Annotated in this window: 24 protein-coding genes; 9 read left to right on the forward strand and 15 right to left on the reverse strand. The window is 68.3% G+C overall.

Annotated elements, in window-relative coordinates; all coding sequences use genetic code 11:
- Positions 1-18: 18 nt before the first annotated feature.
- Both AC3WOH_RS17380 and AC3WOH_RS17385 read right to left on the reverse strand, forming a co-directional pair.
- The gene (locus tag AC3WOH_RS17380) at positions 19-1047 is read right to left on the reverse strand and encodes a Bug family tripartite tricarboxylate transporter substrate binding protein (RefSeq protein WP_492230534.1); all 1029 of its coding nucleotides are present in this window, start codon (positions 1045-1047) and stop codon (positions 19-21) included.
- A gap of 111 nt (positions 1048-1158) precedes the next feature.
- Positions 1159-2079, reverse strand: a complete 921-nt coding sequence (locus AC3WOH_RS17385; RefSeq protein ID WP_492230535.1) for a LysR family transcriptional regulator — start codon at positions 2077-2079, stop codon at positions 1159-1161.
- 82 nt (positions 2080-2161) lie between these two features.
- On the opposite strand from AC3WOH_RS17385, the gene AC3WOH_RS17390 reads away from it, so the two are divergent.
- Genes AC3WOH_RS17390 through AC3WOH_RS17415 form a run of 6 tightly spaced genes read left to right on the forward strand, consistent with a single transcriptional unit; the run spans position 2162 to position 8678 of the window.
- Positions 2162-4288, forward strand: a complete 2127-nt coding sequence (locus tag AC3WOH_RS17390; protein ID WP_492230536.1) for a xanthine dehydrogenase family protein molybdopterin-binding subunit — start codon at positions 2162-2164, stop codon at positions 4286-4288.
- Between the two features lie 27 nt (positions 4289-4315).
- Positions 4316-5296 carry a dihydrodipicolinate synthase family protein gene (locus tag AC3WOH_RS17395; protein ID WP_184859105.1) on the forward strand — a complete coding sequence of 327 codons (981 nt, stop codon included), beginning with the start codon at positions 4316-4318 and terminating at the stop codon, positions 5294-5296.
- A gap of 25 nt (positions 5297-5321) precedes the next feature.
- Positions 5322-5813 (forward strand): (2Fe-2S)-binding protein, encoded by a 492-nt coding sequence (locus AC3WOH_RS17400; protein ID WP_492230537.1) that lies wholly within the window; start codon positions 5322-5324, stop codon positions 5811-5813.
- Positions 5810-7237 (forward strand): FAD binding domain-containing protein, encoded by a 1428-nt coding sequence (locus tag AC3WOH_RS17405; RefSeq protein WP_492230538.1) that lies wholly within the window; start codon positions 5810-5812, stop codon positions 7235-7237. The genes AC3WOH_RS17400 and AC3WOH_RS17405 overlap by 4 nt, the downstream gene beginning before the upstream one ends.
- An 8-nt stretch (positions 7238-7245) precedes the next feature.
- On the forward strand, positions 7246-7854 hold the full coding sequence (locus tag AC3WOH_RS17410; RefSeq protein WP_492230539.1) for a 3-hydroxyanthranilate 3,4-dioxygenase: 609 nt from the start codon (positions 7246-7248) through the stop codon (positions 7852-7854).
- On the forward strand, positions 7851-8678 hold the full coding sequence (locus tag AC3WOH_RS17415) for an aspartate dehydrogenase (protein WP_492230540.1): 828 nt from the start codon (positions 7851-7853) through the stop codon (positions 8676-8678). Before AC3WOH_RS17410 ends, AC3WOH_RS17415 begins: the two co-directional genes overlap by 4 nt.
- A 140-nt stretch (positions 8679-8818) precedes the next feature.
- On the opposite strand, the gene AC3WOH_RS17420 is transcribed toward AC3WOH_RS17415, so the two are convergent.
- A complete protein-coding gene (locus AC3WOH_RS17420) occupies positions 8819-9307 on the reverse strand; it encodes an Lrp/AsnC family transcriptional regulator (protein ID WP_322594045.1) in 489 nt (162 codons plus the stop codon).
- 70 nt (positions 9308-9377) lie between these two features.
- On the opposite strand from AC3WOH_RS17420, the gene AC3WOH_RS17425 reads away from it, so the two are divergent.
- A complete protein-coding gene (locus AC3WOH_RS17425) occupies positions 9378-10331 on the forward strand; it encodes an EamA family transporter (RefSeq protein ID WP_492230541.1) in 954 nt (317 codons plus the stop codon).
- Positions 10332-10345: 14 nt separating this feature from the next.
- Here AC3WOH_RS17425 and AC3WOH_RS17430 read toward each other — a convergent pair whose 3' ends face one another.
- From AC3WOH_RS17430 to AC3WOH_RS17460, 7 genes are all read right to left on the reverse strand, one after another.
- Positions 10346-11323, reverse strand: coding sequence for a molybdopterin-binding oxidoreductase (locus AC3WOH_RS17430; RefSeq protein ID WP_492230542.1), 978 nt, complete (start codon positions 11321-11323; stop codon positions 10346-10348).
- 209 nt (positions 11324-11532) lie between these two features.
- The gene (locus tag AC3WOH_RS17435; RefSeq protein ID WP_492230543.1) at positions 11533-11934 is read right to left on the reverse strand and encodes a RidA family protein; all 402 of its coding nucleotides are present in this window, start codon (positions 11932-11934) and stop codon (positions 11533-11535) included.
- Positions 11931-13589 (reverse strand): AMP-binding protein, encoded by a 1659-nt coding sequence (locus tag AC3WOH_RS17440; RefSeq protein ID WP_492230544.1) that lies wholly within the window; start codon positions 13587-13589, stop codon positions 11931-11933. The genes AC3WOH_RS17435 and AC3WOH_RS17440 overlap by 4 nt, the downstream gene beginning before the upstream one ends.
- Positions 13590-13608: 19 nt before the next feature.
- On the reverse strand, positions 13609-14808 hold the full coding sequence (locus AC3WOH_RS17445; protein ID WP_492230545.1) for an acyl-CoA dehydrogenase family protein: 1200 nt from the start codon (positions 14806-14808) through the stop codon (positions 13609-13611).
- Between the two features lie 4 nt (positions 14809-14812).
- A complete protein-coding gene (locus AC3WOH_RS17450; protein WP_492230546.1) occupies positions 14813-15667 on the reverse strand; it encodes an enoyl-CoA hydratase family protein in 855 nt (284 codons plus the stop codon).
- Positions 15664-16155, reverse strand: a complete 492-nt coding sequence (locus AC3WOH_RS17455) for a MarR family winged helix-turn-helix transcriptional regulator (protein ID WP_492230547.1) — start codon at positions 16153-16155, stop codon at positions 15664-15666. Before AC3WOH_RS17455 ends, AC3WOH_RS17450 begins: the two co-directional genes overlap by 4 nt.
- A gap of 3 nt (positions 16156-16158) precedes the next feature.
- Positions 16159-18510, reverse strand: a complete 2352-nt coding sequence (locus AC3WOH_RS17460) for a bifunctional salicylyl-CoA 5-hydroxylase/oxidoreductase (RefSeq protein ID WP_492230548.1) — start codon at positions 18508-18510, stop codon at positions 16159-16161.
- Positions 18511-18902: 392 nt separating this feature from the next.
- Between AC3WOH_RS17460 and AC3WOH_RS17465 the strand changes: the two genes are divergently transcribed.
- Positions 18903-19229, forward strand: a complete 327-nt coding sequence (locus tag AC3WOH_RS17465) for a DUF1840 domain-containing protein (protein ID WP_184859079.1) — start codon at positions 18903-18905, stop codon at positions 19227-19229.
- Between the two features lie 30 nt (positions 19230-19259).
- Positions 19260-19871 (forward strand): GyrI-like domain-containing protein, encoded by a 612-nt coding sequence (locus AC3WOH_RS17470; protein WP_492230549.1) that lies wholly within the window; start codon positions 19260-19262, stop codon positions 19869-19871.
- A gap of 31 nt (positions 19872-19902) precedes the next feature.
- Here the strand turns inward: AC3WOH_RS17470 and AC3WOH_RS17475 are convergent, their stop codons facing one another.
- The 5 genes from AC3WOH_RS17475 to AC3WOH_RS17495 form a co-directional block, all read right to left on the reverse strand.
- A complete protein-coding gene (locus AC3WOH_RS17475) occupies positions 19903-20931 on the reverse strand; it encodes a Bug family tripartite tricarboxylate transporter substrate binding protein (protein ID WP_492230590.1) in 1029 nt (342 codons plus the stop codon).
- Positions 20932-21216: 285 nt separating this feature from the next.
- The gene (locus AC3WOH_RS17480) at positions 21217-22203 is read right to left on the reverse strand and encodes a tripartite tricarboxylate transporter substrate-binding protein (protein WP_492230550.1); all 987 of its coding nucleotides are present in this window, start codon (positions 22201-22203) and stop codon (positions 21217-21219) included.
- 406 nt (positions 22204-22609) lie between these two features.
- Positions 22610-23857 (reverse strand): phenylacetate--CoA ligase family protein, encoded by a 1248-nt coding sequence (locus tag AC3WOH_RS17485; protein WP_492230551.1) that lies wholly within the window; start codon positions 23855-23857, stop codon positions 22610-22612.
- Between the two features lie 135 nt (positions 23858-23992).
- Entirely contained in the window at positions 23993-24805 is an 813-nt protein-coding gene (locus tag AC3WOH_RS17490; RefSeq protein WP_184859071.1) for an ABC transporter ATP-binding protein, read from the reverse strand.
- A gap of 212 nt (positions 24806-25017) precedes the next feature.
- Entirely contained in the window at positions 25018-26346 is a 1329-nt protein-coding gene (locus AC3WOH_RS17495; RefSeq protein ID WP_492230552.1) for an ABC transporter substrate-binding protein, read from the reverse strand.
- Between the last annotated feature and the right edge of the window lie 72 nt (positions 26347-26418).

Raw genomic sequence — 26418 nt, forward strand, 5'->3', positions numbered from 1 at the left:
TTGTGCCGGCCGCTCCGCCTAGTCGAGCTTGAGCTTGGCTTCGGTGATCACGCGGCCCCACAGCTGGGTCTCGCGGCCAATGTACTCGCCGAACTCGTCAGGCTTCTGGTCGAAGCGGTTGTAGCCCAGGTTGCGGTAGCGGTCGGCGATGTCCGGCGTGGCCAGGATCTCGGTGATGTCCGCCGCAATCTTGTCGCGCAGCGGCTTGGGCGTGTTGCGTGGCGCGAACAGGCCGAACCAGGCATTGGCCACGAAGGCCTTGGCCTGTGCCGAGCCGGCCATGCCGGGAACCCCGGGGGCGAACGGCGAAGGCTGCGGCGCGGCCACGCCCACGAAGCGGATGCGGCCCGACTTCTCCATCGGCCCGGCGCTGGCGATGCTGCCCAGGGCCCACTGCACCTCGCCGGTGGCGACGGCGGCGAACAGCTGGGGAATTTCCTTGTAGGGCACATGCGTCATGCGCGTGTTGGTGGCGGCCAGCAGGCGCAGTGCGCCCAGGTGGCCCGGGCTGCCCAGGCCCCAGGAGCCGTAGGTGACACGGTCCGGTGCGGCCAGGGCGGCCTGCACGATGTCGTCGACCGATTTGAAGGGGCTGTCCTTGGCCACGGCGACGAAGAAGTCGGTCTGCAGCGTGGGGCGGATGGGGGCAAAGTCGCGCTGCGGGTCGTAGGGCAGGCGGCTGTACAGGTGCACATTGGAGGTCAGCATGGTGCTGTCCAGGTGGATCAGCTCGTGGCCGTCCGATGCCGCGCTGCGGGTCGCATTGAAGGCCACCACGCCGTTGCCGCCGGGTTTGTTGTCGACAATGACCGGCTGGCCCCAGCGGCGCGCGAGCTGCTCGGTCACCAGGCGCAACGACACATCGGGGCCGCTGCCGGTGGAGGCCGCCGTGGTGACCTTGACGGGCTTGGACGGCCAGGTGTTGGCCAGCGACGGTGTGGCGTACAGCCAGGCAGCGGTGCTGCCGGCACCCAGCGCCAGCAGCTGGCGGCGGGACACGGGGGAGGAAGAGGCCTGGAAGGGGTTGGCGCCGCAAAGGGGTTTCATGGATCGGTTTCCTTGTGTGTGCGCCGGGACGTGTGAGGGCGCCTTACTTTTGTACTGGCGCGCTGCCGCGCTGAACAGAGGCAACACCAGCAAAACCGATCGAAAAGCCGCTTAAATCGTGGTCTGGTCCGCGTATTTTGTGAACAGCTTCAAGAATGCTTCAGCGGCCATTGAAAATGGCCGCGCGCGGGTGCACAGCGCGACGATTTCGCGCGTCACCACGGGGTCGGTCAGCGGCACCGAGACCACGCGCTGCCCATCCACGCGCGACAGGCTGTAGGCCGGCAGCACCGAGATGCCCAGGCCCGCGGCCACGAGGCCCACGGCGGTCTGGATGTTCGCCACCTCGAAAGCCGGCTTGAGCCGCAGCGTGAGCTGGCCCAGGGTCTGGTCGGCCAGCCGGCGCAGGCCGGTGTTGGACGTGAGCAGGATCAGGCTCTGGTCCGTGAGATCGCCCCAGCTGGCCTCGCGCCGCTCGGCCAGCGGGTGGTCGGGGCTGCAGGCCAGCACCAGCGTGTCCTTGTAGAGCACCTGCGAGACCAGGTCGGTCGAGGCCAGGTCGGCGGTGCAGATGCCGAAGTCCGACTTGCCCTCGCGCACATGGGCCACGACCTGGTCCACGGGCGCGTCCACCAGGGTCACGGTGACGTTGGGGAACTGCTCGCGAAAGCGCGCAATGACCTCGGGCACCAGGCTGGCTGCCAAGAGCGGCGAGGTCACCAGCGACAGCCGTTCGCTCTTGCGGCGCTTGCTTTCCTGCAAGGTTTGCAGGCCCGAGTCGAGTGCGAAGAACACGTCGCGCACCGTGGGCAAAAACTGGCGGCCGGCCTCGGTCAGCTCGATGCGGCGCGTGGTGCGCTCGAACAGGCGCACGCCGAGCTCCTCTTCGAGCGTGCGCACGAGCATGGACAGCGCCGAGATGGTCAGGTGCATGCGCGCCGCCGCCCGGGTCATGGTGCCTTCGTGCGCGACAAGCCAGAAGGCACGCAGCTGCCGCAGGCTGAGGTTGGAGGGGTTGTCCAGCAGGTCCATGGTGCGATTGTGTCGGCAAACTTCAAAGTCTTTCAAAATTATGCGATTGCCCGGCGAAGGGGGCGTCGGTCTAATCCGACCCATGCTGAACACGGCCTTCACACCCCTTCGCCGAGAAGACACCGCCCTGCTGATGGGGCGCGGCCAGTACACGGGCGATGTGCCGGCCGAAGGCACTCTGCACGCGGTGTTCGTGCGCTCGCCACTGGCGCACGGCCGCTTGCTGGGCATCGATGCCCGGGCCGCGGCGCAGGCCGAGGGCGTGGTCGCCGTGCTGACCGCAGAGAACCTGGTGGATGCGCAGGGGGAACGCCGGGTCCACATGCCGCCGCCCAACCCCTTGCTGCCCGTGGCCCCGGTCACCCCCATTGAACCGCTGGCCCACGGCGAGGTGGTCTATGTGGGCCAGCCGGTGGCGCTGGTGCTGGCGCGCTCCCTGGCTGCGGCGCAGCAGGCGGCGTTGCTGGTGCAGCTGGACATCGAGCCACTGGCTCCGGTGACGGACTTTGACGGTGCCCTGCCAGTGACGCAGGTGGCGCACCATGTGGCCGGGCCGCGTTCCGCCCCTGTGGTGGCCTGCGAGGCCAGCGCCACGCTCGATGTGCCACGCGTGCTGGCTTTGTCGATGGAGCCGCGCGGCATGGTGGCGCAGTGGCATGGCGACGCGCCTGCGCGCCTCACCGTGCACCTGGGAACCCAGGCCCCGTCGCGTGCCCAGGCGGACATCGCTGCGGCGCTTGGCTGGGACGATACTGAGCGTGTGCGCGTTGTCACCGGCAACGTCGGCGGGGCCTTTGGCGCCAAGTCTTCGCTGTGCCCCGAGGACCTGGCCATTGCGCTTGCCGCGCGCCGCATGGAGACCTCGGTGCGCTGGATTTCCTCGCGCTCGGATGAGTTCACCTCGGGCATGCACGGCCGGGGCGCGCGCCTCGCGGGCCGCCTGTCGGTCACGGCCGAAGGGCACTTTGCCGCCCTGCAGGCCGAGCTCCAGTTCACGCTGGGCGCCTGGCTACCGTTCTCGGCCGTGGTGCCGCTGCGCAACACGGCGCGCATCCTGCCCGGGCCCTACCGCGTGTCGCAGCTCGATGTGCAGGGCCGCGCGGGCCTGGCGCACAGCGCGCCGGTCACCATCTACCGCGGCGCGGGCCGCCCCGAGGCCGCGCTGCTCATGGAGACCCTGGTCGAGCAGGCCGCGCGTGCCGCGGGCATCGACCCGGTGGAGCTGCGCCGGCGCAACCTGGTGGAAGCGGCCGACATGCCCTACACCACGCCCACCGGCGAAGTCTTCGACAGCGGCGACTACCGGCGCGCGCTGGAGCTGGCCTGCGAGCGCTTTGGCTACGAAGAACAGCGCACGCTGCAGGCGCAGCGCCGCGCCGACGGCGAGGTGGTAGGTATCGGCATGGCGCTGTATGTCGAGCCCTGCGGCGTGGGCTGGGAGTCTGCGCGCGTGGACTGGCACGCCGATGGCCGCGTGACCGTGGCGACCGGATCACCGGCGCAGGGCCAGGGCCATGCGACGACCTACGCCCGTATTGCCGGCGAGGCGCTGGGCATGAACGCGGAGCAGGTCGGGGTCGTCTATGGCGACACCGCACTGTGCCCGCCCGGCGTGGGCGCACTCGCCAGCCGCAGCACGGCCCTGGCAGGCAGTGCCATCGTGCAGGCCTGCCGGGAGCTGCAGGTGCGGCGCGCGGCGGGCGAAGCGCTGCCGCTCTCGGCCAGCACGCGCTTCACGGGCGGCGAGGCCTGGAGCTATGGCTGCGTGATCGCGCGCATGGCCGTGGACCGCGACACCGGCCGCCCCAGCATTGAGCAGATCACCTGGGCCGACGATGCCGGCCACATCGTCCACCCTGAGCTCGCCAAGGGCCAGCTCATCGGTGGCCTGGCGCAGGGCCTGGGCCAGGCCCTGCTGGAGCGCCTGGTCTACGACGGCGCGGGCCAGCTCGTGACCGGATCGCTCATGGACTATGCCGCGCCGCGCGCCGACGACATGCCGGCCGCCATCGACATCGCGAGCTTTGCCACGCCCAGCCCGCACAACCTGCTGGGCGCCAAGGGCGTGGGCGAGGCCGGCTGCATCGGCGTGCCGGCCGCGCTGATGAATGCGGCGCGCGATGCGCTGGCGCCGCTGGGCGAATGCCCGCTGCAGTTTCCCCTCACCTCCGAACAGTTCTGGCGCGCGATGAGCGGCCGGAGCCTCTGAACCTCCATGTCTTGAAAGGAAAACACCATGGATTACAAGAAGTCTGAAGCCAAGGAATACGCCCGCGAGCACTTCACCGGTGTCTGGGCCGCCAACCTCACGCCCTTCGACGAAGCCCTGCGCATCGACGAGAAGGCCCTGCGCCAGAACATGGACCACTGGATCCGCGACCTGAACCTGGGCGGCCTGTTCATCGCGGGCAAGCAAGCCGAGTTCTTTGCCATGTCCATCGAGGAGCGCAAGCGCCTGATCACCCTGTCGGTGGAGGCCGCGCAGGCCGCGGGCAACCGTGGGGGCATCGGCCGCTGCGGCATCATCACCTCGTGCTCGGACACCAACCTCGATGTGGTGCTGGACCTGGCGCGCCATTCGGCGAACGCCGGTGCCGACTACGTGATCGTGCACAGCCCGGTGCTGCACTTCGGTGCCGACACCGAAGAGACCATTTACGAGTACTACCGCTACCTGTCGGAGCAGCTCGACATCGGCATCGCCATGTGGAACCACCCCGACTGTGGCTACACCATGAGCCCGGAGCTGTGCAACCGCATCGCCGACCTGCCCAACATCGTGGCCATCAAGTACAGCGCCGACCGCGCGCGCTACAAGCGCCTGACCGAGCTGGCCGGGCACAAGATCCAGGTGAGCAACCCGTCCGAGGAGGACTGGCTGGAGAACATCATCGAGCTCAACTGGAAACTCTACCTGTGCTCCACGCCGCCCTTCCTGCTGCAGACCAAGGTCGACCAGCGCATGAACGAATACACGCGGCTCGCCTTTGCCGGCCAGCATGCCGAGGCACGCAAGGTGCGCGACAGCCTGGAGCCCGTGCGCGCCGCCTTTCGTGCCAGCAAGCCCGCCGGCAAACCGCAGGCCCATGGCAAGGCCTGGCAGGAGCTGCTGGGCCAGCACGGCGGCCCGGTGCGCCGCCCGCTGCTCAACATGACCGAGGCCGAACTGGCCGCCACGCGCGAAGCCTTTGCAGGTTGCGGCCTGCGCCTGGCTTGAAGCCCGCAGCCGCATGAACCAGTGCATGCCGATCCGGTTGCAGGTCAATGGCAGCGCCTGCAGTGTGCAGGTGGAAGCCAACACGCTGCTGGTGGACTGCCTGCGTGGCCCCCTGGGCCTGCGCGGCACCCACCAGGGCTGCGACACGGCCCAGTGCGGTGCCTGCACGGTGCAGGTGGATGGCCGGGCCGTGAAGTCCTGCAATGTGCTGGCCCTGCAGGTGCAGGGCCGTGCCGTGCGCACGGTCGAAGGCCTGGCGCAGGCGCCGGACCGGCTGCACCCCATGCAGCAGGCGTTCAGCCGGCACCATGCACTGCAGTGCGGCTTTTGCACGCCGGGCTTTCTCATGCGCGCGGTGGCCCTGGCCGATGAGCCCGAGGCCGCGGTGGAACCCATCGACCCGCACTGGGTGCGCCATGCCCTGGGCGGCAACCTGTGCCGTTGCACGGGCTACGAGGGCATCGTGAAGGCAGTCTGTGAAGGCCTGGCCGCGATGCGCGGGACGGAGTGGGCATGAACACGCTGGATTTTCAACGGCCCGCCTCGCTGGCCGAGGCCCTGGCGCTGATGGCCCCCGCGCAGGAAGGCGGCCGCAGCTGGCTGGCCGGCGGCCAGTCGCTGCTGGCGGCGATGAAGCTGGGCATGGCCACGCCGTCGGTGCTGGTCGACCTGCAGGACGTGCCGGGCCTGCGCGACATCCGCGTGGAAACCGGACCGGACGGCGCGCAAACGCTCTGGATCGGCGCCATGGCCACGCATGGCAGCGTGGCGGCCAGCGCTACGGTGCGCGGTTTCGCGCCCGGCCTGGCGGCCCTGGCCGGCGGCATTGCCGATGCGCAGGTGCGTGCCATGGGCACCATTGGCGGCTCGCTGGCGCACAACGACCCCGCGGCCTGCTGGCCCACCGGGGTGATGGCGGCAGGTGCCACCATCGTCACCGCGCGGCGTGAGATCGCTGCCGACGATTACTTCCAGGGCCTGTACAGCACGGCGCTGGAGCCGGGCGAGCTGATCGTCGGTGTGCGCTTCCCCCGGCTGCAGGGGCTGCATTACCTCAAGTTCGAGCAGCCGGCGTCGCGTTTTGCGCTCGTGGGCGTGGCCGTGGCGCACGCCGGGCCTGGGCAGGTGCGGGTGGCCGTGACCGGACTGGGCATGGGCATCACGCGCTGGTCCGGGGCCGAGCAGGCGCTGGGCGGCCAGTTCGGCCTGGCGGCCCTGTCGGCCGTTACGCCCGATGGCCTCACGGCACTGGGTGACCTGCATGCCTCGGCCGACTACCGCTGCCATCTGGCCGGGGTGCTGGCACGGCGCTGTGTGGCGGCCCTCACGGGCGAGGCGCTGCCACGGCATGCGCCGTTGGCGCCGTCCGTCGCGGGGGTACCCGCATCACCTAGCGCCGATGAGATCCCGAAGGACGGCTTCGGCGGTCGCCAACTGCTGGCGGCATCGCCCGAGCGTGTCTGGCAGGCCATTCTCGACCCGCGGAATCTGCAGGCCAGCATCCCGGGCTGCGAGGCCCTGGCCCAGCGCAGCACCAGCGAGTACGAGGCCACGGTCAAGGTCGGCCTGGGGCCACTCTCCGTGCGCTTCCAGAGCGATGTCACGCTGCGCGACCTGCAGCCCCCCCGGTCGCTGACCATGGTCTTCGTGGGCCAGGCCGGCGCGCTGGGCAGCGGCCAGGGCACGGCGCGGGTGCGCTTCGAGCCCACGGCCGATGGCGGCACGGTGCTGCACTGGTGGGTGCAGGTGCAGCTCAGCGGGCGCCTGGCGCAGTTCGGCAACCGGCTGGTCGAAGCCAGCTCGCGCAAACTCAGCGAAGAGTTCTTCGAGCGCTTTGGCCGGGTGCTGGGCGTGCCCGGCGGCCAACGGCCTCCTCCCCTTTCTCCGTGGCGCAGGCTGCAAGGCCTGCTCGCGCGGTGGTTTTCTGTGTTCCGAAAGTGAGTGTTCCCATGTCTTACCAGCCGGCCGATGTGGCCTACGACCATTACAGCAAGCCCCTGAACTTTCAGCAGTGGCTCGATGCCCACAGCGCGCGCCTGCAGCCGCCCGTGGGCAACCAGCAGATCTGGAAGAACGCCGACCTGGTCTGCACCGTGGTGGGCGGCCCCAACGAGCGCACCGACTTCCATGACGACCCGTACGAGGAGTACTTCCACCAGTTCAAGGGCAATGCCTCGCTGCTGATCGCCGACCGCGGCCAATTCGAGCGCGTGCACCTGCGCGAGGGCGATATCTTCCTCTTGCCTGCGCACGTGCGCCATTCGCCCCAGCGGCCCGAGCCGGGCAGCCTGTGCACGGTGGTAGAGCGCAACCGGCCCGTGGGCTCCATCGACGCCTTCGAGTGGTACTGCGCCGCCTGCGGCGGCCTGGTGGTGCGCAGCGAGCTGCAGCTCACGAGCATCGTCGAAGACCTGCCGCGCACCTACACCGCGTTCTACGACTCGGCGCCGGCCGAGCGCACCTGCGCCCATTGCGGCGAGGTGCACCCGGGCCGCGACTGGCGCAGCTGGCATGCGCGCTGTGCCGAGCATTTTCCGAACACGGCGGCCGCGACATGACGCGGGTCCATACACCGCTTTCGCTCGCCGTGGTCGGCTTCGGCGCCATCGGCGAGGCCCTGGCACGCGAACTGGCGGGTGACGACCGTGTGCGGCTCGCGCAGGTCGTCGTGTCCCCAGCCTCCCTCGATGCCGCCCAGGCGGCCTGCGCGGCACTCGCGCCTCAGGTGCGCGTGGCCGACACGCTGGACCTCGGGCCGGGGCAGCGTCCAGATCTCGTGGTCGAGTGCGCGGGCCATGCGGCGGTGCTGGCCCATGTGCTGCCGGCGCTGCGGGCGGGCATTCCCTGCGCCATGGCCTCGGTCGGTGCCCTGCACGATGCACAGCTGCTCGCGCAATTGGAGGCTGCCGCGCAGGAAGGCGGCACCCGGCTGCAATTGGTGTCCGGCGCCATCGGCGCCATCGATGCCCTGGCCGCGGCGCGCTTCGGCGGGCTCGACGAGGTGGTCTACGTGGGGCGCAAGCCGCCGCTGAGCTGGACCGGTACGCCGGCCGAGCAGGCATTCGACCTCGCCCGCCTGGCATCGCCCCAGGTGATCTTTCGTGGTAGCGCGCGCGAGGCCGCCCGGCAGTTCCCCAAGAACGCCAATGTGGCGGCCACGGTCTCGCTGGCGGGGTTGGGGCTGGACCGCACCCAGGTGGAACTGGTCGCCGACCCGGGCGTCGCGCGCAATGTGCACGCCGTGATCGCGCGTGGCGCCTTCGGCCGATTGGAGCTGCAGATGGAGAACCTGCCCCTGGCCGCCAACCCCAAGACCTCGGCCCTCACGGTCTACAGCCTGGTGCGCGCGGTGCGCAATGCCGCAGTGGGCATCGCCATCTGACATCTCAATGGTTCATCGCGGCGCATGAAAGTGGCGCGGCCAAGGCCAGTGCTCCCGCGCAAGGGCCGCCCCGCCGCGCTGGGAGCGTCCCCCTCCCAGATTGCGAAGCAATATGAGAGAGGGGGAAGGCGCGAAGCGACTCAGGGGGTGCTCTTCTCATTCATCCAGTTGAGGTCCAAGGGGCGGTCCTCGAACTCGGTGTTCAGCACCACCGTGCTGGTGGTGCGGGCCACGCCCGCAATCGCCTTGATCTCATAGATCACGTCTTCCAGCGCACGCGCATGCGTGGTGCGGATCTTGGCCAGGAAGTCGTATTCGCCGGCCACGCTGTGCAGCTCCTCCACCTGGGGCATGGCGCGCAGGCGCGGCGCCACATCGCGGCAGTGGATGCCGCCATCGTTGCGGATGGCAACGAAGGCCGTGAAGTTCAGCCCCACGCGCTCGTGGTCCACGCTGATCGAAAAGCGGCGGATCACGCCCTTGTCCAGCATCTTCTTCACCCGCTCATGCACCGCGGCCGTCGACAGGCCCACTTCGGCCCCGACGTCGGCGTATGAACGTCGGCCATCGGTGCCCAAGGCAGAAATAATTCTGGCGTCTATCTCATCTGTCTGAATATTTGCTTGCATAAGCGCATGAATTTGGTAAAAATTCCGAAATCCCAGTGATTTCCATAAATTTTCCGGTCAGGTGAAGAATATGCCGACATTTTTCAATGCGCAAGCAGGCAACCGCCGTGTGTGGGCTATCGCCATCGCCCTGCTGCTGGTGTACATCGTCTGGGGCACCACCTATTTCGCCATCGGCATCGCGGTGCAGACCATGCCTCCCTTGCTGATGAACGCCATCCGCTTCCTCTGTGCCGGGGCCATCATGCTGGCGGTGGCGCTGTGGCAGGGCCACGCCCTGCCCACGGCCGCGCAGTGGCGCAACTCGGCCGTGGTGGGCGGGTGCATGGTGTTCCTGGCCATGAACCTCATGGGCTTTGCGCAGAAGATGGGCATCGGCTCGGGCCTCATGGCCACGGTGGTCACCACCATGCCGATGTGGCTGGCCCTGTGGTCGCGTTGGGGTGGCGAGCGCGTGCCCGTGACCAGCTGGATCGGCCTGGCCCTGGGCGTGGTGGGCGCGCTGCTGCTGGCGCTGGAAGGCGATTTCTCGGCCACCTGGCTGGGCGCACTGCTGGCCTTTGGCGCGCCGCTGTGCTGGAGCATCGGCTCCTACGCCTCGCGCCGCCTGTCCCTGCCGGCACCGGCCATGGCCTCGGCCGCGCAGTGGTTCACGGGCGGGGCCATGGGCCTGGTGGTGGCGCTGTGCTTCGAGCCGGTCAGCGCCTTGGGCCAGGTCAGCGCCAAGTCCTGGGCAGCCTGGGTGTACCTGCTGTTTTTTGGCACGCTGGTGGCGCTCAATGCCTACCTGTGGCTGCTGCAGAACACCTCGGCTGCGCTGGCCGGCAGCTATTCGTTCGTGAACCCGGCCGTGGCCCTGTTCGTGGGCGTGGCGCTGGGCGGCGAGCTGCTCACGGGCTGGGTCTACGCCGCGCTGCCGCTGATCGGTGCGGCGCTGGTGTTCATCCTCTACGGCAAGGCGCTTTCCTCGCTCTGGGCGCGCCGCGGGGCCTCTGTGCCCCCGGGTGGCGCGCCGGTGCGCTGAGGGCCCATCCCTGGTCAGGGGGCGGCGGTGATGACCTCGATGTGGGTGAGGTTCGAGACCGAGCGGCTTTGCTTGATCTCGCCCGGCACGATGAGGCGCGCCACCCCGTTGGGACCCAGGCCTTCGCCGTTGGCGGCGTAGGCCACCAGCGCGGCCTTGTTGCCAAAGCCCGGGTCGATCTCGCCCAGCGACACCAGGGCCTTGTAGCCGTCGCTGCCCGTGGCCACGGCCACCATGGCCAGCGTGGGATTCTTGGCCGCAGCATCGGTCTTCAGGCCGGTGGTGCTGTTCAGCAGGGTCCACAGGTTCACGCCGGTGTAGGTGGTGCCCGAGACGGTGACGGTGCTGGCCGGGAGGGCCTGCAGCGTGGCCAGGTCAAAGCTGGCCGGCTTGGTCACCGCTCCCGAGACCGCGAAGCTGTTCGATACGCCGCCGCCTGTTCCTGCACCCGTGGAACCCGATGCCCGTACCTCCAGCCGCACGAGGTTGGAGACATAGCGCCCGCCCTTCACGTCGCCGGGCGCCGTCACGCGGAACGGGCCATCGGCGCTGGCCAGTGGGCCCGAAGTGCCGCTTTGCGTCTCGGCATAGGCGAGCACGCTGGCCTTGTTGCCGTACTCGGGGTTGATCTCGCCCAGGCCGAAGGCCACGCGGTAGCCATCGCTGCCCGTGGCCAGCACATAGCGGTTCAGGCCATCGTTCTTCCTGGTGGCATCGAGGGTGATGCCGGCGTCGTTCAGCACCGACCACAGCGTGGCGCCCGTGTAGGTGCGCGACTGGTTTCCGCTGCCGCTCGTGAACGTGACCGATTGCGTGACCGCCGGCTGGCGCTGCAGTGCGGCGGTGTCGTAGTTGCCGACCCTGTCCACCGCCCCCTGGACCCGGATGGATGGGCCCTCGTCGCTGCCACCGCAGGCCGCCAGGGCCAGCAGCAGGGTGGTGGCCAGGCCGGCGGCCAGGAATCGATGGGGACGGGGTGTTCTGGATTGCATGCGATCTCCTCCATGATGTTTCGCTATTCCATTTTGTCATAGCGCTTTCATGAAGGTGCATTGCGGTTGCAAGAGAAATCGAAGGCGGGCTTTCCACCACTCCCGAAATCGGCATGGCCCATGCGAGTGCCCCCGCGCAAGGGCCGCCCTGCCGCGCTGGGGGCGTCCCCCTTGGGGGGAAGGCGCCGCAGGCGACTCAGGGGGGCTTCCTATCCAGCGTCGGGGATGACGGCGGTGGCCTCGATCTCGATCCTGGCGCGTTCTTCCATCAGGCCGGCCACCTGCACGCAGGCCATGGCGGGAAAGTTCTTGCCCAGCACCTCGCGGTAGACCACGCCCAGCTCCTTCAGGCGGGCGTTGTACTCGTTGCGGTCCACCACGTACCAGGTCAGGCGCACCAGGTGCTCGGGGCCGGCGCCGCCGGCTTCGAGCACGGCACGCACGTTGAGCAGGGTCTGGCGCGTCTGGGCGATGAAATCATCGCTCTCGAACTGCTGCGCTGCATTCCAGCCGATCTGGCCGCCGGTGAAGATCATGGTGCCGCGGGCGGCCACGCCGTTGGCGTAGCCCTTGGGGGTGACCCAGCCGGCCGGTTGCAAGGTGGTGTTCATGGTGTCTTTGCTGTGGGGTTGGCCGCTGCCGCCGCTTCGCGCTGGCGCAGGCGAAAGCGCTGGAGTTTGCCCGTTTCGGTGCGGGGCAGCGAGGTGGCGAATTCCACCAGGCGCGGGTACTTGAACGGGGCGATGGTGGCCTTCACGTGGTCCTGCAGGGTCTTGGCCATGGCGGCATCGCCGGTGTGGCCAGGCTTGAGCACGCAAAAGGCCTTGACCACCATGCCGCGCTCCTCGTCGGGCACGCCGATCACGGCGCACTCGGCCACGGCCGGGTGGCGCAGCAGGGCGTCTTCGACCTCGGGGCCGCCCACGTTGTAGCCCGCGGTGATGATCATGTCGTCGTCGCGCGCCTGGTAGAAGAAATAGCCGTCCGCATCCTGCACGAAGGCATCGCCCGGGTAGTTCCAGCCGTCCTTCACGTACTTGGCCTGGCGCGGGTCATCGAGGTAGCGGCAGCCTGTGGGGCCGATCACGGCGAGCTTGCCCACCGTGCCGCGCGGCAGCTCCTGGCCCTGGTCGTCCACCACCCGGGCCTCGTAGCCGGGCACCACCTTGCCGATGGCGCCGGCACGGCTTTCGCCGCCTGCGGCCGAGATGAAGATGTGGAACATCTCCGTGGCGCCGATGCCGTCGGTCATGTCGATGCCCGTGGCCTCCTTCCAGAGCTGGCGTGTGGCATCGGGCAGGGCCTCGCCCGCGCTCACGCTGGTGCGCAGCGTGGGCAGGCCCAGTTGGCGCGCGAATGGCGCCATCTGCCGGTAGAAGGTGGGGGCGGTGTAGCAGATGGTCACGCCGGCCTCTCGCATCAGGCGCACCATGGTTTCGGGCGTGTAGGGCTGGTCGGGGAAGTAGATGCTGGCGCCGGCCCACATGGGGAACACCAGCAGCCCGCCCAGGCCGAAGGTGAAGGCCAGGGGCGGCGAGCCCGCCACGATGTCCTCGGGCCGGGCCCGCAGCACATGGCGGGGCCAGGCCTCGCAGGCGGCCAGCACGTCGCGGTGCGCGTGCACCGCGGCCTTGGGGGCCCCGGTGGTGCCCGAGGTGAAGGCCATCAGCGCCACGTCGTCGGCCGACGTCGGGCAGGCCGGCTGCGTGCCTGCCATGGCTTGGGCGCGCACCAGCAGGTCGCCCGCATCGGGTGCGGTATGGAAGGGCACGATGGTGGCGAGCACCGGGTGCTCCGCCTGTGCGGTCTGCAGCTCGGCCAGCAGGCGGCCGTCGCACAGGGCCAGCACGGGCTGGGCGCGCTCGATGATGCTGCCCAGCTCCACCGCGCGCAGCAGCGGCATGGTGGCCACGGCGATCAGGCCGGCATGCACCACGCCCAGCCAGGCCAGTGCCATCTCCACCGTGTTGCCGCCGCGCAGCAGCACGCGATTGCCGGGCACCAGGCCGTGCTCTTTCGTGAGCAGCTCGGCAATGCGTGCGGCCTCGGTGCGTGCCTCGCGGTAGGTGTAGGTGCGCGCAGGGCCGCGCAGCAGGGGCCGGTCGCCATGGCCGGCGCGTTCGGCCTGGTCGAACAGGGCCTGCACCAGGTTGGCCTGCTCGGGGATCTGCAGCTCGGGCGCGCCGTAGCGCAGCGTGGGCAGGGCCTGCGCCGGCGGCAGGCGATCGTGCACGAAATGGTCGGGTTGGGCGCTGGGGTTGGCCATGGTGGCGCTCCTTCCTGGGTCAGGGGGTCTGCAGGGCGGCTTTGCCGATGATGAGTTGCTGCACCTCGGTGGCGCCTTCGTAGATGCGCAGCGAGCGGATGTCGCGGTACAGGCTTTCCACCTTGCTGCCCACCTCCACGCCGCGCCCGCCGTGCAACTGCAGCGCCATGTCGATCACGCGCTGGGCGTTCTCGGTGGCGGTCATCTTGGCCATCGCCGCTTCGGCCGTCACACGCGTGCCGCCGCGCCTTTCGCCCTCGTCGCGCAGCCAGGCCGCGCGGTAGGTGAGCAGCGCTGCGCTGTCCACCAGCGCCGCCATTTCGCCGATGCGCGCCTGCGTGAGCTGGAAGTCGGCCAGCGTCTGCCCGAACATGCGGCGCTGGCGCGCATGGTGCACGGCCTCGGCCAGCGCGCGGCGGGCCATGCCCAGGGCGGCCGCGGCCACCGAGGCACGGAAGATGTCCAGCGTGCGCATGGCCAGCTTGAAGCCCCCGTTCAGCTCGCCCAGCAAAGCCGAGCCCGGCACCTCGCAGCCCGTGAAGGCCAGCGTGGCCAGCGGGTGCGGTGCCATCACATGGATGTGGCGCGAGGTGTCGAGCCCTTTCGCCGTGGCATCCACGATGAAGGCGCTGATGCCGCGCGTGCCGCCATCCGGCTCGGTCTTGGCGAACACGCAGTAGAAGTCGGCGATGCCGCCGTTGCTGATCCAGGTCTTGCTGCCGTCGAGGGTGTAGGCCCCCCCGGCGGCGGGCAGCGCCGTGGTGCGCATGGCGCCCACGTCCGAGCCGGCTTCGGGCTCGCTCAGCGCAAAGGCGGCGATCAGCTGGCCGCTGGCCACGCCCTGCAGGTAGTGGGCCTGCTGCGCGGGGCTGCCGGCCAGGGTGATGGCGCCGCTGCCCAGGCCCTGCATGGCAAAGGCGAAGTCGGCCAGCGGCGAGTGGTAGGCCAGGGTCTCGCGCAGCAGCACCAGCGCACGCGAATCGAGCGCGGGCAGGGCGCCGCCGTGCGCTGCGGGCACGCAGTAGCGCAGCCAGCCGCCCGCGCCCAGGCGGCGTACCCATTCGCGGCAGGCGGCGCGGTCGTCGGTCTCGTCCACGTCCTGGGCGGCGGCCCAGGGCACCAGGCCGCGCGCGAGTTCGCGGTGTGCGTCGTCGAAGAAGGGCAGGTCCAGGTGGGCCGTGGAGGGCGGGCAGGGCGCCGGTGGGGTGGCGATGTGCATGGCGTCAGTCCCCCTGGAACACGGGCTTTTGCTTGGCCGCGAAGGCCTCGTAGGCGCGGCGGAAGTCCTGCGTCTGCATGCAGATGGCCTGGGCCTGGGCTTCAGCCTCGATGGCCTGGTCGATGGTCATGGCCCATTCCTGGCTGAGCATGGTCTTGGTCATGCCGTGCGCGAAGGTGGGGCCGCTGGCCAGGGCACGCGCGGTTTCCTGCACCTGGGCCAGCAGGTCGGCCGGCTCGTACAGGTCGTTGAAGAAGCCCCAGGCCAGGCCTTCCTGGGCGGTCATGGAGCGGCCGGTGAACAGCAGCTCCGAGGCCCGGCCCTGGCCGATGAGGCGCGGCAGCAGCGCACAGGCGCCCATGTCCGCGCCGGCCAGGCCCACGCGGGTGAACAGAAAAGCCGTCTTGGCCGCCGCCGTGCCATAGCGCATGTCGCAGGCCAGCGCCATCATGGCACCCGCGCCCGCGCAGATGCCGTCGATGGCACCGAGGATGGGCTGGGGGCAGGCACGCATGGCCTTGACCAGGTCGCCCGTCATGCGCGTGAATTCGAGCAGCTCGGGCATGCTCATGCCGGTCAGCGGGCCGATGATCTCGTGCACATCGCCGCCCGAGCAGAAGTTGCCGCCCGCGCCCGTGACCACCACGCACTTCACGTCGGTGGCAAAGCGCAGTGCGTTGAAGAAGTCGCGCAGCTCCGCATAGCTCTGGAAGGTCAGCGGGTTCTTGCGCTCGGGCCGGTTCAGCGTGACGGTGCCCACGCCATCGGCAAAGCTCCAGGCGAAGTGCTGCGCCGTGTACGGGGCCTTGGGTTCGAACTGCGCGCGCATGGGGTTGCCGGCGCCGATGTTGTGCTTCATGGTTCTGTCTCCACGGGGTTTTTGAGGGTGTGTTCCTTGACCTTGCCCAGCAGCCGGTGCAAGGTGGCGATGTCGCGCTCGCCCAGCGAGGCGAAGGCCTCGACGATCCACTGCTCGTGCTGGCGGGCCATTTCGTTGAACTGGGCACGGCCTTGTTCGGTCAGGCGCACGCAGTAGGCGCGGCGGTCGCCTTCCACCTCCACGCGCTCCACCAGGCCCTCGGCGACGAGCTGGTCGGTGATGCCGGTGACGTTGCCGCTCGTGACCATCATGCGGCGCGACAGGTCCTTCATCTTCAGGCCCTCGGGCGAGCGTTCGAGCTGCGCCATCAGGTCAAAGCGCGGCAGCGTGGTGTCGAAGCGCTCGCGCAGGCCGGCGCGCACCTGCTTTTCGATCAGTTGCGTGCAGGTCAGCATGCGCAGCCACAGGCGCAGGGCCTCGGGGTGCTCGCTGGGCGCGGCGCCGTGCAGTCGGGCTTCCAGGTCCATGGCTCAGCCCTCTTCCTCGCTGGAGCCGCGCTTTTGCTGGGCTTCCAGCGCGGCCTGCATCTGCTTTTGCTTGCCGATCTCGCGCAGCATCTGGTCGCGCCCGCTCCAGTACTGCACGGGCCAGTCGGTGTGGGCGGCGGCCACGGGGCTCAGCTGGGCCGCGGCGTGCAGCGTCCAGGCCGGGTCGGCCAGGTGGGGGCGGGCAATGGCACACAGGTCGGCACGGCCCGCGGCGATGATGCTGTTGGCGTGGTCGGCCTCGCTGATCGCGCCCACGGCCATGGTGGCGATGCTCACCTCGTTGCGGATGCGGTCGGCAAACGGCGTCTGGTACATGCGGCCATAGACGGGTTTGGCGGCGCGCGTGGTCTGGCCCGAGGACACGTCGATCAGGTCGCAACCCGCGGCCTTGAACAGGCGCGCGATCTCGATGGCATCGTCGGGCGTGGTGCCGCCGGGCGCCCAGTCGTGCGCCGAGATGCGCACGCTCATGGGCTTGTCGGCCGGCCACACCGCGCGCAGCGCGGCAAACACCTCCAGCGGGTAGCGGCAGCGGTTGGCCAGGCTGCCGCCGTACTCGTCGCTGCGCTGGTTGGTGATGGGGCTGATGAAGCTGGCCAGCAGGTAGCCGTGGGCGCAGTGCAGCTCCAGCCAGTCGAATCCGCTGGCGGCGGCGCGGCGCGCGCTGTCGGTGAAGGCGGCGGTCATGGCGTCCATGTCCGCACGGCTGAGCGCCGCAGGCGTCTGGTTCTGCTCACCGTAGGCCAGCGGGCTCGCAGCCAGCAGGGGCCAGTTGCCTGCCGGTAGCGGCTCATCCGTGCCTTCCCAGCCCACGCGCGTGGAGCCCTTGGGGCCGCTGTGGCCCAGCTGCATGCCGATCTTCGCGCTGCTGCTGGCGTGCACGAACTGCACGATGCGCGTGAAGGCGGCCTGCTGGGCATCGTTCCACAGGCCTGTGCAGCCGGGGGTGATGCGCCCTTCGGGCGTGGGGCTGGTCATCTCCACCATCACCATGGCCGCACCGCCCAGGGCGCGCGCGCCCAGGTGCACCAGCAAAAAGTCCTGCGGCACGCCGTCGACCGCACTGTAGGTGGCCATGGGGGAGACGACGATGCGGTTCTTGAGCGTGAGGCCGCGCAGCGTGAACGGCGTGAGCATGGGCGGCACGGCCGTCTTGCCGCCTGCCAGCCAGCTCTCGTAGCCTTCGAGCCACTGCGCATCGCGCAGGCGCAGGTTCTCGTGGCTGATGCGCTGGCTGCGCGTGAGCAGCGAGTACGCGAACTGCTCGATCTGCATGCCCGTGTAGCGCGTCACGTTCTCGAACCATTCGGTGGAGTTGCGCGCCGCGTTCTGGATCTTGAGCACCTCCACACTGCGGCGCGCCTCGTAGTGGGTCAGCACTTCGTCGATGGGCAGACCGGTGGCGAACTCGTTGGCCAGGTCGATGGCGTCTTCGAGCGCGAGCTTGGTGCCGCTGCCGATGGAAAAATGCGCCGTGTGTGCCGCATCGCCCATCAGCACGATGGGCACCGGCTTGCCGGCGATCGTCTCGCGGTGCACCCAGGTGTTGCAGATCACGCGCGGGAAGCGGATCCAGTTGGCCGAGCCGCGCAGGTGCGTGGCGTTGCTGATGAGGGCATTGCCGTCGAGGTACTTGGCGAACAGGCGCTCGCAGAAAGCGATCGCCTCGGGCTGCTCCATCTGGTCCAGGCCATGGGCCTTCCACACCGCCTCGGGCGTCTCCACAATGAAGGTGGAGGTGTCGGCGTCGAACTGGTAGGCATGGGCCTGGAACCAGCCGTGCTCGGTCTGCTCGAAAGCAAAGGTAAAAGCGTCGAACTTCTTGTGCGTGCCCAGCCAGACAAAACGGCATTGGCGCAGGTCGATGTCGGGCTGGTAGGTGGCGGCGTAGCGGGTGCGGATGCGGCTGTTCAGGCCGTCGCTGGCAATCACCAGGTCAGCGCCGTACTTGGCTGCGGCCTCCTGGTCGTCCTGCACCTCGGTCTCGAACACCAGCTCCACGCCCACGGCGAGGCAGCGGTCCTGCAGGATGTTGAGCAGGCGCTTGCGGCCGATGCCGCAGAAGCCATGCCCGCCAGAGCGCACGCTCTGCCCCTTGAAGAACACCTCGATGTCGTCCCAGTGGTTGAAGGCATCCCCGATCAGCCCGGCCGTGGCGGCATCCGCCGCCTGCAGGTTGGCCAGTGTCTGGTCCGACAGCACCACGCCCCAGCCGAAGGTGTCGAACGGGCGGTTGCGCTCCAGCACCGTCACACGGTGCGCCGGGTTCTGCTGCTTCATGAGCAGGGCGAAATACAGACCTGCGGGGCCGCCGCCAATGCAAAGTATGTTCATGGGAAAATAGTTTAGACCTAAACAAATTGCTGTCAATGGGGCCATCCCCCAGAGGGTTCCGGCGCAGGGAGCGCGCCCAGCCAGGGGCTGTATGTGCACGCTGTGGGCCTGGTCTGACCGCCTGGAGGTGCAGCTGCCTGCAGCGCGTGGGGTGTTTGCCGCACAGGGTGGGGCAGCGCTGGACGCTAAGGTGCTGGGTACCTGCCGGTTGGATGTGGCAGGCAGCACCTTGGATTTCGAGCACGGCTGGACGGCCGTGCGCCGCAGGCTGGCGCTGCGGCCCGATGGGGAGACCAGGAGCGGAACCCTGCACGGCGCACAATCGGATTCCCGTTCACGCGGGACTCCATGTACAAAGAGAACATTGCCACTTGAGAGGACCTCTGCACACCATGCTTTACAAATTCAAGTCCAAGGCTGCGGCCGATCTGATCATGCTCGAACCCCAGGGCCGCCAGATCCTGGAGATCATCGGCAAGACCCCGGGTGGCAGCGGCATCGTGACCGCGGCGCAGATTCCCGGGGCCATCGCGGCCCTGGAGGCTGCGGTCAAGGCCAGCGAAGCCCAGCCCCCTGCGCCGGAGGGCAAGGAAGGGGATGAGGACGAGGAGCAGGGCGGCCGTGCAGACACCGTGAAGCTGCGCCAGCGCGCGGCGCCCTTCATCGAGATGCTGCGCAAGAGCGCTGCCGAGCAGGCGGATGTGGTCTGGGGTGTGTGACCATGGTGGACGCCCGAAGCGGGGCCGCCTGTGGACAAGATTGACCTGAAGAAGACGGACCTCAAGCACCTGTACCAGCCCTCGACCCGCAGCGTGGTGGAGGTCGAGGTCCCCGCCTTGCGCTTCCTGATGGTCGATGGACAGGGGGACCCGACCGGCTCGGAGCCCTATGCCCAGGCGGTGGAGGCCTTGTTCGCCGTCTCCTACACGGCGAAGTTCATGGTCAAGAAAGGCCCTGAAGCCATCGACTATGCGGTGATGCCACTGGAAGGCCTGTGGTGGGCCGACGACATGGCGGCCTTCGTGGCCAATGACCGTGCCCAGTGGCAATGGACGATGATGATCATGCAGCCTTCCTTTGCGACGCCGGAGGTGCTTGCCCGTGCCATCGACGAGGTGCGGCGCAAGAAGGCGCTGCCGGGGGTGGAGCGCCTGCGCTCGGAGGTGTTTGCCGAAGGGCGGTGCGCACAGGTGCTGCACCAGGGGCCCTTCACCGAAGAGGGGCCCACCATCGAGCGGGTCCACGACTTCATCGACGCCCGGGCCTCACGGGCCGGAAAGCACCATGAGATCTACCTGAGCGACATCCGCAAGGCGGCGCCCGCGAAATGGAAGACCATCATCCGCCAGCCCATGGCGTAGCGGCCTGTCTGGGCAGCCGGGATTCCCGGTGTCAGTCCACCTTGGCGCCCGAGGCCTTGACCACCTGGGCCCACTTCTTGTGCTCGGCGTCGATGTGCTTGGCGAACTCGGCAGGCGTGTTGCCGCCGGGGATCGCGCCCTGGGCCATCAGGCGCTCCTTCATGGCGGGCGAGGCCAGGGCCTTGGCGACTTCCTGCTGGATGCGGTTGACGATCTCGGGCGGGGTGCCGGCGGGGGCCAGCAGGCCGAACCAGGAGCTGGCTTCGTAGCCCTTGAGCGTGGGGCCGCCGGCCTGCTCGACCGTGGGCACGTCGGGCAGGGCGCCGGAGCGCTGGCTGCTCGTCACGGCCAGCGCGGTCAGCTTGCCGGCCTTGATCTGGGCCATGGACGAGGGCAGGTTGTCGAACATCACGTCGGCATTGCCGCCCACCAGGTCCAGCAGCGCGGGGCCGGAGCCGCGGTAGGGCAGGTGCAGCATGAAGGTGCCGGTCATGCTCTTGAACAGCTCGCCCGCCAGGTGGATGGAGGTGCCGTTGCCGCTCGACGCCATGTTGAACTTGCCGGGGCTGGCCTTGGCGACGCGGATGAAGTCCTGCACATTGGTGATGCCCAGGGACTTGGCCTTGTCCACGTTCATCACCATCACGTTGGGCACGGCGGCGACTAGGGTGATGGGCACGAAGTCCTTGATCGGGTCGTAGGGCAGCTTGGCGTACAGCGCGCGGTTGATGCCGTGCGTGCCCACGGTGCCCATGAGCAGGGTGTAGCCGTCGGCCGGGGCCTTGGCCACGATCTCGGCGCCCACGTTGCCGCCGGCACCGGCGCGGTTGTCCACCACGAACTGCTGGCCGAACACACGCGACAGGTCGGGCGTCAGCGCGCGCGCCAGGATGTCGGTGGTGCCACCGGGTGCAAACGGCACGACGATGCGCACCGGCTTGTTGGGCCATGCGCCTGCAGGCGCTGCCGCGGGCTGCTGTGCGTGGGCGGACCGCGGTAGCAGCAGGGCGCCGGCGGTGGCCGCGGCGAGGGCGCCCAGCGCGCTCAGGGTGAAGGCCATGGCAATGGCCTTGCGGCGGCTGCGGGCGCGGGTCTTCGCGGCGATGGCGGGGTGGGTGCTGCGGGCTTGCTGTGCCATGGAAATGCTTTCTTCAAGAGCCGGGTGTATATGCCTGCAGTTCTACGCGGGCGCGCGCGCGCCGGGCAGATGGATTACCCGAAGACCGGGTGCTGAATGCAACCGGGGTTGATGGAAGTCAGCCCAAGGGATCCGGCCATCCGGGCACAAAAAAGCCACCAGGCCCAGGGCGTGGTGGCTTGTGCAGCAGTGCAATGCGTGGGTAGATCAGTCGGCGTAGGTGCCGGCCGCCTTGATCACGGCGGTCCACTTGTCGATTTCGGAGACCACGAACTTCTTGTGCTCGGCGGGTTCGACGCGCTTGTCGGTCACGACCACGGCGCCCAGGCCTTCCTGCTTCTTGATGAAGTCGGGGTCCTTCAGGGCCACCTTGAGTGCGTCGTTGATCTTCTTGGCAATGTCAGGCGGCGTACCCTTGGGGCCGTACAGGCCGTGCCAGATGGTCACTTCGAAGTTCTTCAGGCCCGACTCGGCCAGCGTGGGCAGGTCCTTGAGCAGGGGCGTGGTCAGGCGCTTCTGGGTGGTCACGGCGTAAGCCTTGACCTTCTTGGCCTCGATCTGGCCCGAGGTGTTGGTGGTCTGGTCGCACAGCAGGTCGATCTGGCCGCCGATCAGGTCGGTGATGGCCGGTGCCGTGCCCTTGTAGGGAACGGGGGTCATGTCGATCTGCACGGCGCTCTGGAACATCAGCCCGCACAGGTGCGAGGCGGAACCCAGGCCGGCATTGCCCAGGTTGATCTTGCCCTTGTTCTGGGTGAGCCAGGCCGACAGTTCCTTGTAGTTGTTGGCGGCCATGGTGGGGCGCGCGATCAGCGTCATGGGCACGTCGTTGACCATACCCAGGTACTCGAAGTCGTTGGGCACGCTGAAGGCCAGCTTGCGGTAGAGCGCGGGCATGGTGGACATGCCGATGTGGTTGAGCAGCAGGGTGTAGCCATCGGGTGCGGCGCGGGCGACACGGGCGGCACCGATGGAGCTGCCGGCACCGGCGGTGTTGTCCACCACCACGTTGGCGCCCAGGGGCTTGCGCAGGGCTTCGGCCAGGTCACGCGCGACGCGGTCGGTCGGGCCGCCGGCGGCGAAAGGCACCACGATGGTGACCGTCTTGTCCTTGGATGGGTATTCCTGCGCTGCGGCGCCGAAAGCGGCTGCTGCCGCTGCGGCGACAAGGGCGAGTTGGATCAGTTTTTTCATGAGTGCTCCTCTGTAAAAGACGGGCCATGATATCCAGCGACCCTTTCGCCAGTATTGCGGGAATTACGTACCATGCGGGGGGTAGTGGCTTTGAGAGAAATGTGCCATTAAAGCACTGTATGTGGTCGTTTAATGCTATGGATAGAGTAGCGCATTAAGGGTAAACACTGGCGCCGGAATAGGGCAGCGTTTTCCCTTGGATTGACCTTTGTCAGGGTTTTTGGAGGGGCTGCTGAAAATATGCATTCATCGCGCCTCCATATCTGCTGAATATGTCTATATATGGAGAATATGGGCGTGTCCTGATAATCCCCCATGAGGCCAATGGATTAGGGCCTGCTCACACCAATTTCGGCGACCCCGAAACCAGTGTGAGCAGGCCCTGTTGTGAACAGGCCCTCGGGCCTCAGCGGTAGCTGCGCGCGTCTTCGATCACGCGCCCATCGTTGGGCAGGCTGCCCGGTGGCACCATCTGCACCTCGCCGCGCAGTTTGGTCACTTCGCGGATGGCGTCACCCAGCTGGCGGGCCAGGCCTTCGGCGGTCTCGGTGGTCTCCACCTGCAGCAGCATCTGGTCGTTGGCCATCTCGCCACTGACCACCAGGCGGGCACGCAGCACTTGCGGAAAGCGCCGCGCGATGGCAGCCACCTGGCCGGGGTGCACGAACATGCCGCGCACCTTGGTGGTCTGGTCGGCCCGACCCATCCAGCCCTTGATGCGGCCGTTGGTGCGGCCCGTGGGGCAGGTGCCGGGCAGCACGGCCGAGAGGTCGCCGGTGCCAAAGCGCACCAGGGGGTAGTCGGGGTTCAGGGTGGTCACCACGAGCTCGCCCACCTCGCCTTCGGGCACCGGGTCGCCGGTGCCGGGGCGCACGATCTCCACGATCACGCCTTCATCGAGCACCAGGCCTTCGCGTGCTGCCGTCTCGTAGGCGATCAGCCCCAGGTCGGCCGTGGCATAGCACTGGTAGCCGGCAATGCCGCGCTCGGTGAACCAGTCGCGCAGCGAGGGTGGAAAGGCCTCGCCCGAGACCAGGGCCTTGGTCACCGTGGGCAGCGCCACGCCCATCTCGGCAGCGCGCTCGACGATGAGCTTGAGGAAACTCGGTGTGCCGATGTAGCCCGCAGGCCGCAGTTCGGCCATGGCCTGCACCTGCTGCTCGGTCTGGCCGGTGCCGCCGGCAAACACGGTGCAGCCCAGCGCATGGGCGCCTGTCTCCATCATCGAACCAGCGGGCACGAAGTGGTAGCTGAAGCTGTTGTGGATCAGCTCGCCCGGACGGAAGCCTGCGCTGTACATGGCGCGGGCCATGCGCCAGTAGTCGCGCCGCGTGCCCTCGGGTTCATAGATGGTGCCAGGGCTGGCGAACACGCGCGGCATGCCCGCGCCGAAGGCCAGCGCGCTGAAGCCGCCGAAGACATTGGTCGCGCGACCGGCCTGCTGGCGTTCCAGCAGCTCGTGCTTGCGCGTCACGGGCAGTTGCGCCAGCGCTGCACGGCTGGTGATGGTGGAGGCGTCCACACCGGCCAGGATGCCGGCGAACGCGGGCGAGGCCTTCTGCGCATGGGCCACCTGGCCGGGCAGTGCTGCGAGCAGGGCGGCTTCGCGCGCATCGGGCGCGCGGGTTTCCAGCGTGTCGTAGAAAGAATTCATGGCGGTTCCTGTGAATGGTGTTTCAGGCAGTGCCTGTGCAGAGGGCGATCCGACCGCCGCCGGGCCGCCCCAAGGCGGTCGGGGCCCCCTTGGGGGGCAGCGACCACACGCAGTGAGGGAGCGTGGGGGCCATGGTCAGGCCAGCCAGCGCTTGCGGCGCTTGTAGCTCTTCACGTCCTTGAAGCTCTTGCGCTCGCCGCCGCCCACGCCCAGGTAGAACTCCTTGACGTCCTCGTTGCTGGCCAGGTCGCTGGCTGCACCGTCCATCACCACGCGGCCGCTTTCCATGATGTAGCCGTAGTCGGCGTACTTGAGCGCCATGTTGGTGTTCTGCTCGGCCAGCAGGAAGGTGACCTTCTCCTTGGTGTTCAGATCCTTCACGATGTTGAACACCTCTTCCACGATCTGCGGCGCCAGGCCCATCGAGGGTTCGTCGAGCAGCACCATGCTGGGGTTGGCCATCAGCGCACGGCCGATGGCGCACATCTGCTGCTCGCCGCCCGAGGTGTAGGCCGCCTGCGAGGTGCGCCGGGTCTTGAGGCGCGGAAAATAGTTGTAGACCTTCTCCAGGTTGGCGGCGATCTCGGCCTTGCTGCTGCGGGTGTAGGAACCCGTCATCAGGTTCTCCTCGATGGTCAGGTGGGCAAAGCAGTGGCGCCCCTCCATGACCTGCACCACGCCGCGCTTGACGAGGTCGGCCGGAGAGAGGTTCTCGATGCGCTCGCCGCGCAGCTCGATGCTCCCCTTGGTGACCGCCCCGCGCTCGCCCTGCAGCAGGTTGGAGATGGCGCGCAGCGTGGTCGTCTTGCCCGCGCCGTTGCCCCCGAGGATGGCCACGATGCTGCCTTCGCGCACCTGCAGCGAGACCCCCTTGAGCACCAGGATCACGTGGTTGTAGATGACCTCGATGCCGTTGACGTTGAGAACGATGTTGTTGCTGGAATCCATGGTGTTGCCTTCACTCGCTGTGCCAATCGGGAGGGTTGCACTGCAGCCCTCTCGGCTGGCGGCTGCGGGTGCAGCCGTCGAAACCTTCGCGGTGCCATCGCCAGGGACACCGTGGAGCGGGCTTTGCCCGGCCACCGGTGTCGTCCCCCTTCCCGCAGCGCGAAGCGCTAAGAGAGAAGGGGGAAGGCGCGAAGCGCCTCAGGGGGATGTACTCAAGACTGGCAGTCTGCGGCGTCGCGCCGGGTCATCTTCTTGTCGGCCAGGTACTTGTCCGCGCCGGCCTTGACCATGGGCTTCAAGATCTGCTCGTCGGCCTGGTACCAGTCGGATGAGAAGTTCCACTTGCTGCCGTCCCAGGTGTGCACGCGGGCCCAGCTGGAGCCCATGTGGTCGGCGCAGCTCGTAGACAGGGGGCGCATCACGCCGTTGAAGCCCAGGGCGTCGAGCTTCTTCTGGTCCAGGGCCAGGTTTTCCATGCCCCAGCGCACCTGCTCGCTGGTCATGACCTTGCCCTTGCCAAAGCGCTCCTGCGCGCGGCGTACCGACTCAACGGCCAGCATCTGGATGATCACGCCACGCGTGTACAGCACCGAGCCCACTTCGTCCTTGGGGCCTGTGCCCTGGCTGGCTCCGTGGACATGCTTGAGGATGTCCTGGATCACCTTGGGCTGGGTGCCCGAGGTGTTCAGCGCCAGCGCGTTGTAGCCCTTGGCGCCTTCGCCCACGTCGCGCACATCGGGTTCCGCACCGGCCCACCACACGCCGTACATCTTGTCGCGCGGATAGCCCGTAGCCTGGGCTTCCTTGAGGGCAGTGGAGTTCATCACCCCCCAGCCCCACAGCAGCACGAAGTCGGGGCGGCTCTGGCGCACCTGCAGCCAGGTGGCCTTTTGCTCCACGCCGGGCGCGGTCACGGGCAGTGTCTGCAGCTCGAAGCCGTGCATCTTGGCGCGTTCCTGCAGCAGCGGGATGGGTTCCTTGCCGAACGGGCTGTCGTGGTAGACCAGGGTGATCTTCTTGCCCTTGAGCTTGTCCATGCCGCCGGCGCCCTTGCCGATGTGCTGGATCAGGATGTCGGCGCCGGTCCAGTAGCTGCCCATGAAGGGGAAGTTCCACTTGAAGGCCTGGCCGTCCTGCGACACCGACAGGGCGTAGCCCAGCGTCATCAGCGGGATCTTGTCCACAGGTGCCTTCTCGGTCAGCGCGAAGGCGATGCCCGTGGCCTGCGGATCGAACAGCGTCACGCCGGGCTTGCCCTTGAGGCGCTCGTAGCATTCCACGCCACGGTCGGTGGCGTAGCCGGTCTCGCATTCCTCGAAGGTCAGCTTCACACCGTTGATGCCGCCGTCGCGCGCGTTGATCATCTTGATGTAGTCCTGCTTGCCGTTGGCCCATGGCACACCGTTGGGCGCGTAGGGGCCGGTGCGGTAGGACAGCAGCGGGAAGAACTGCTCCTTGGCTTGCGCGAAGGCGCTCGTCGCCACGGACGAGGCGCCTGCAGCAACCACCGCGGCAGCGATCACGAGTTTCGAAAGCTTCATGGATGTCTCCTTTGGATGAATATGTTGAAGCACGGGAAAAACCAAGTTAACGGCAATGCGCCAAGGCGGTAT

This window comes from Acidovorax sp. FW305-C-20-28 (assembly GCF_058783375.1).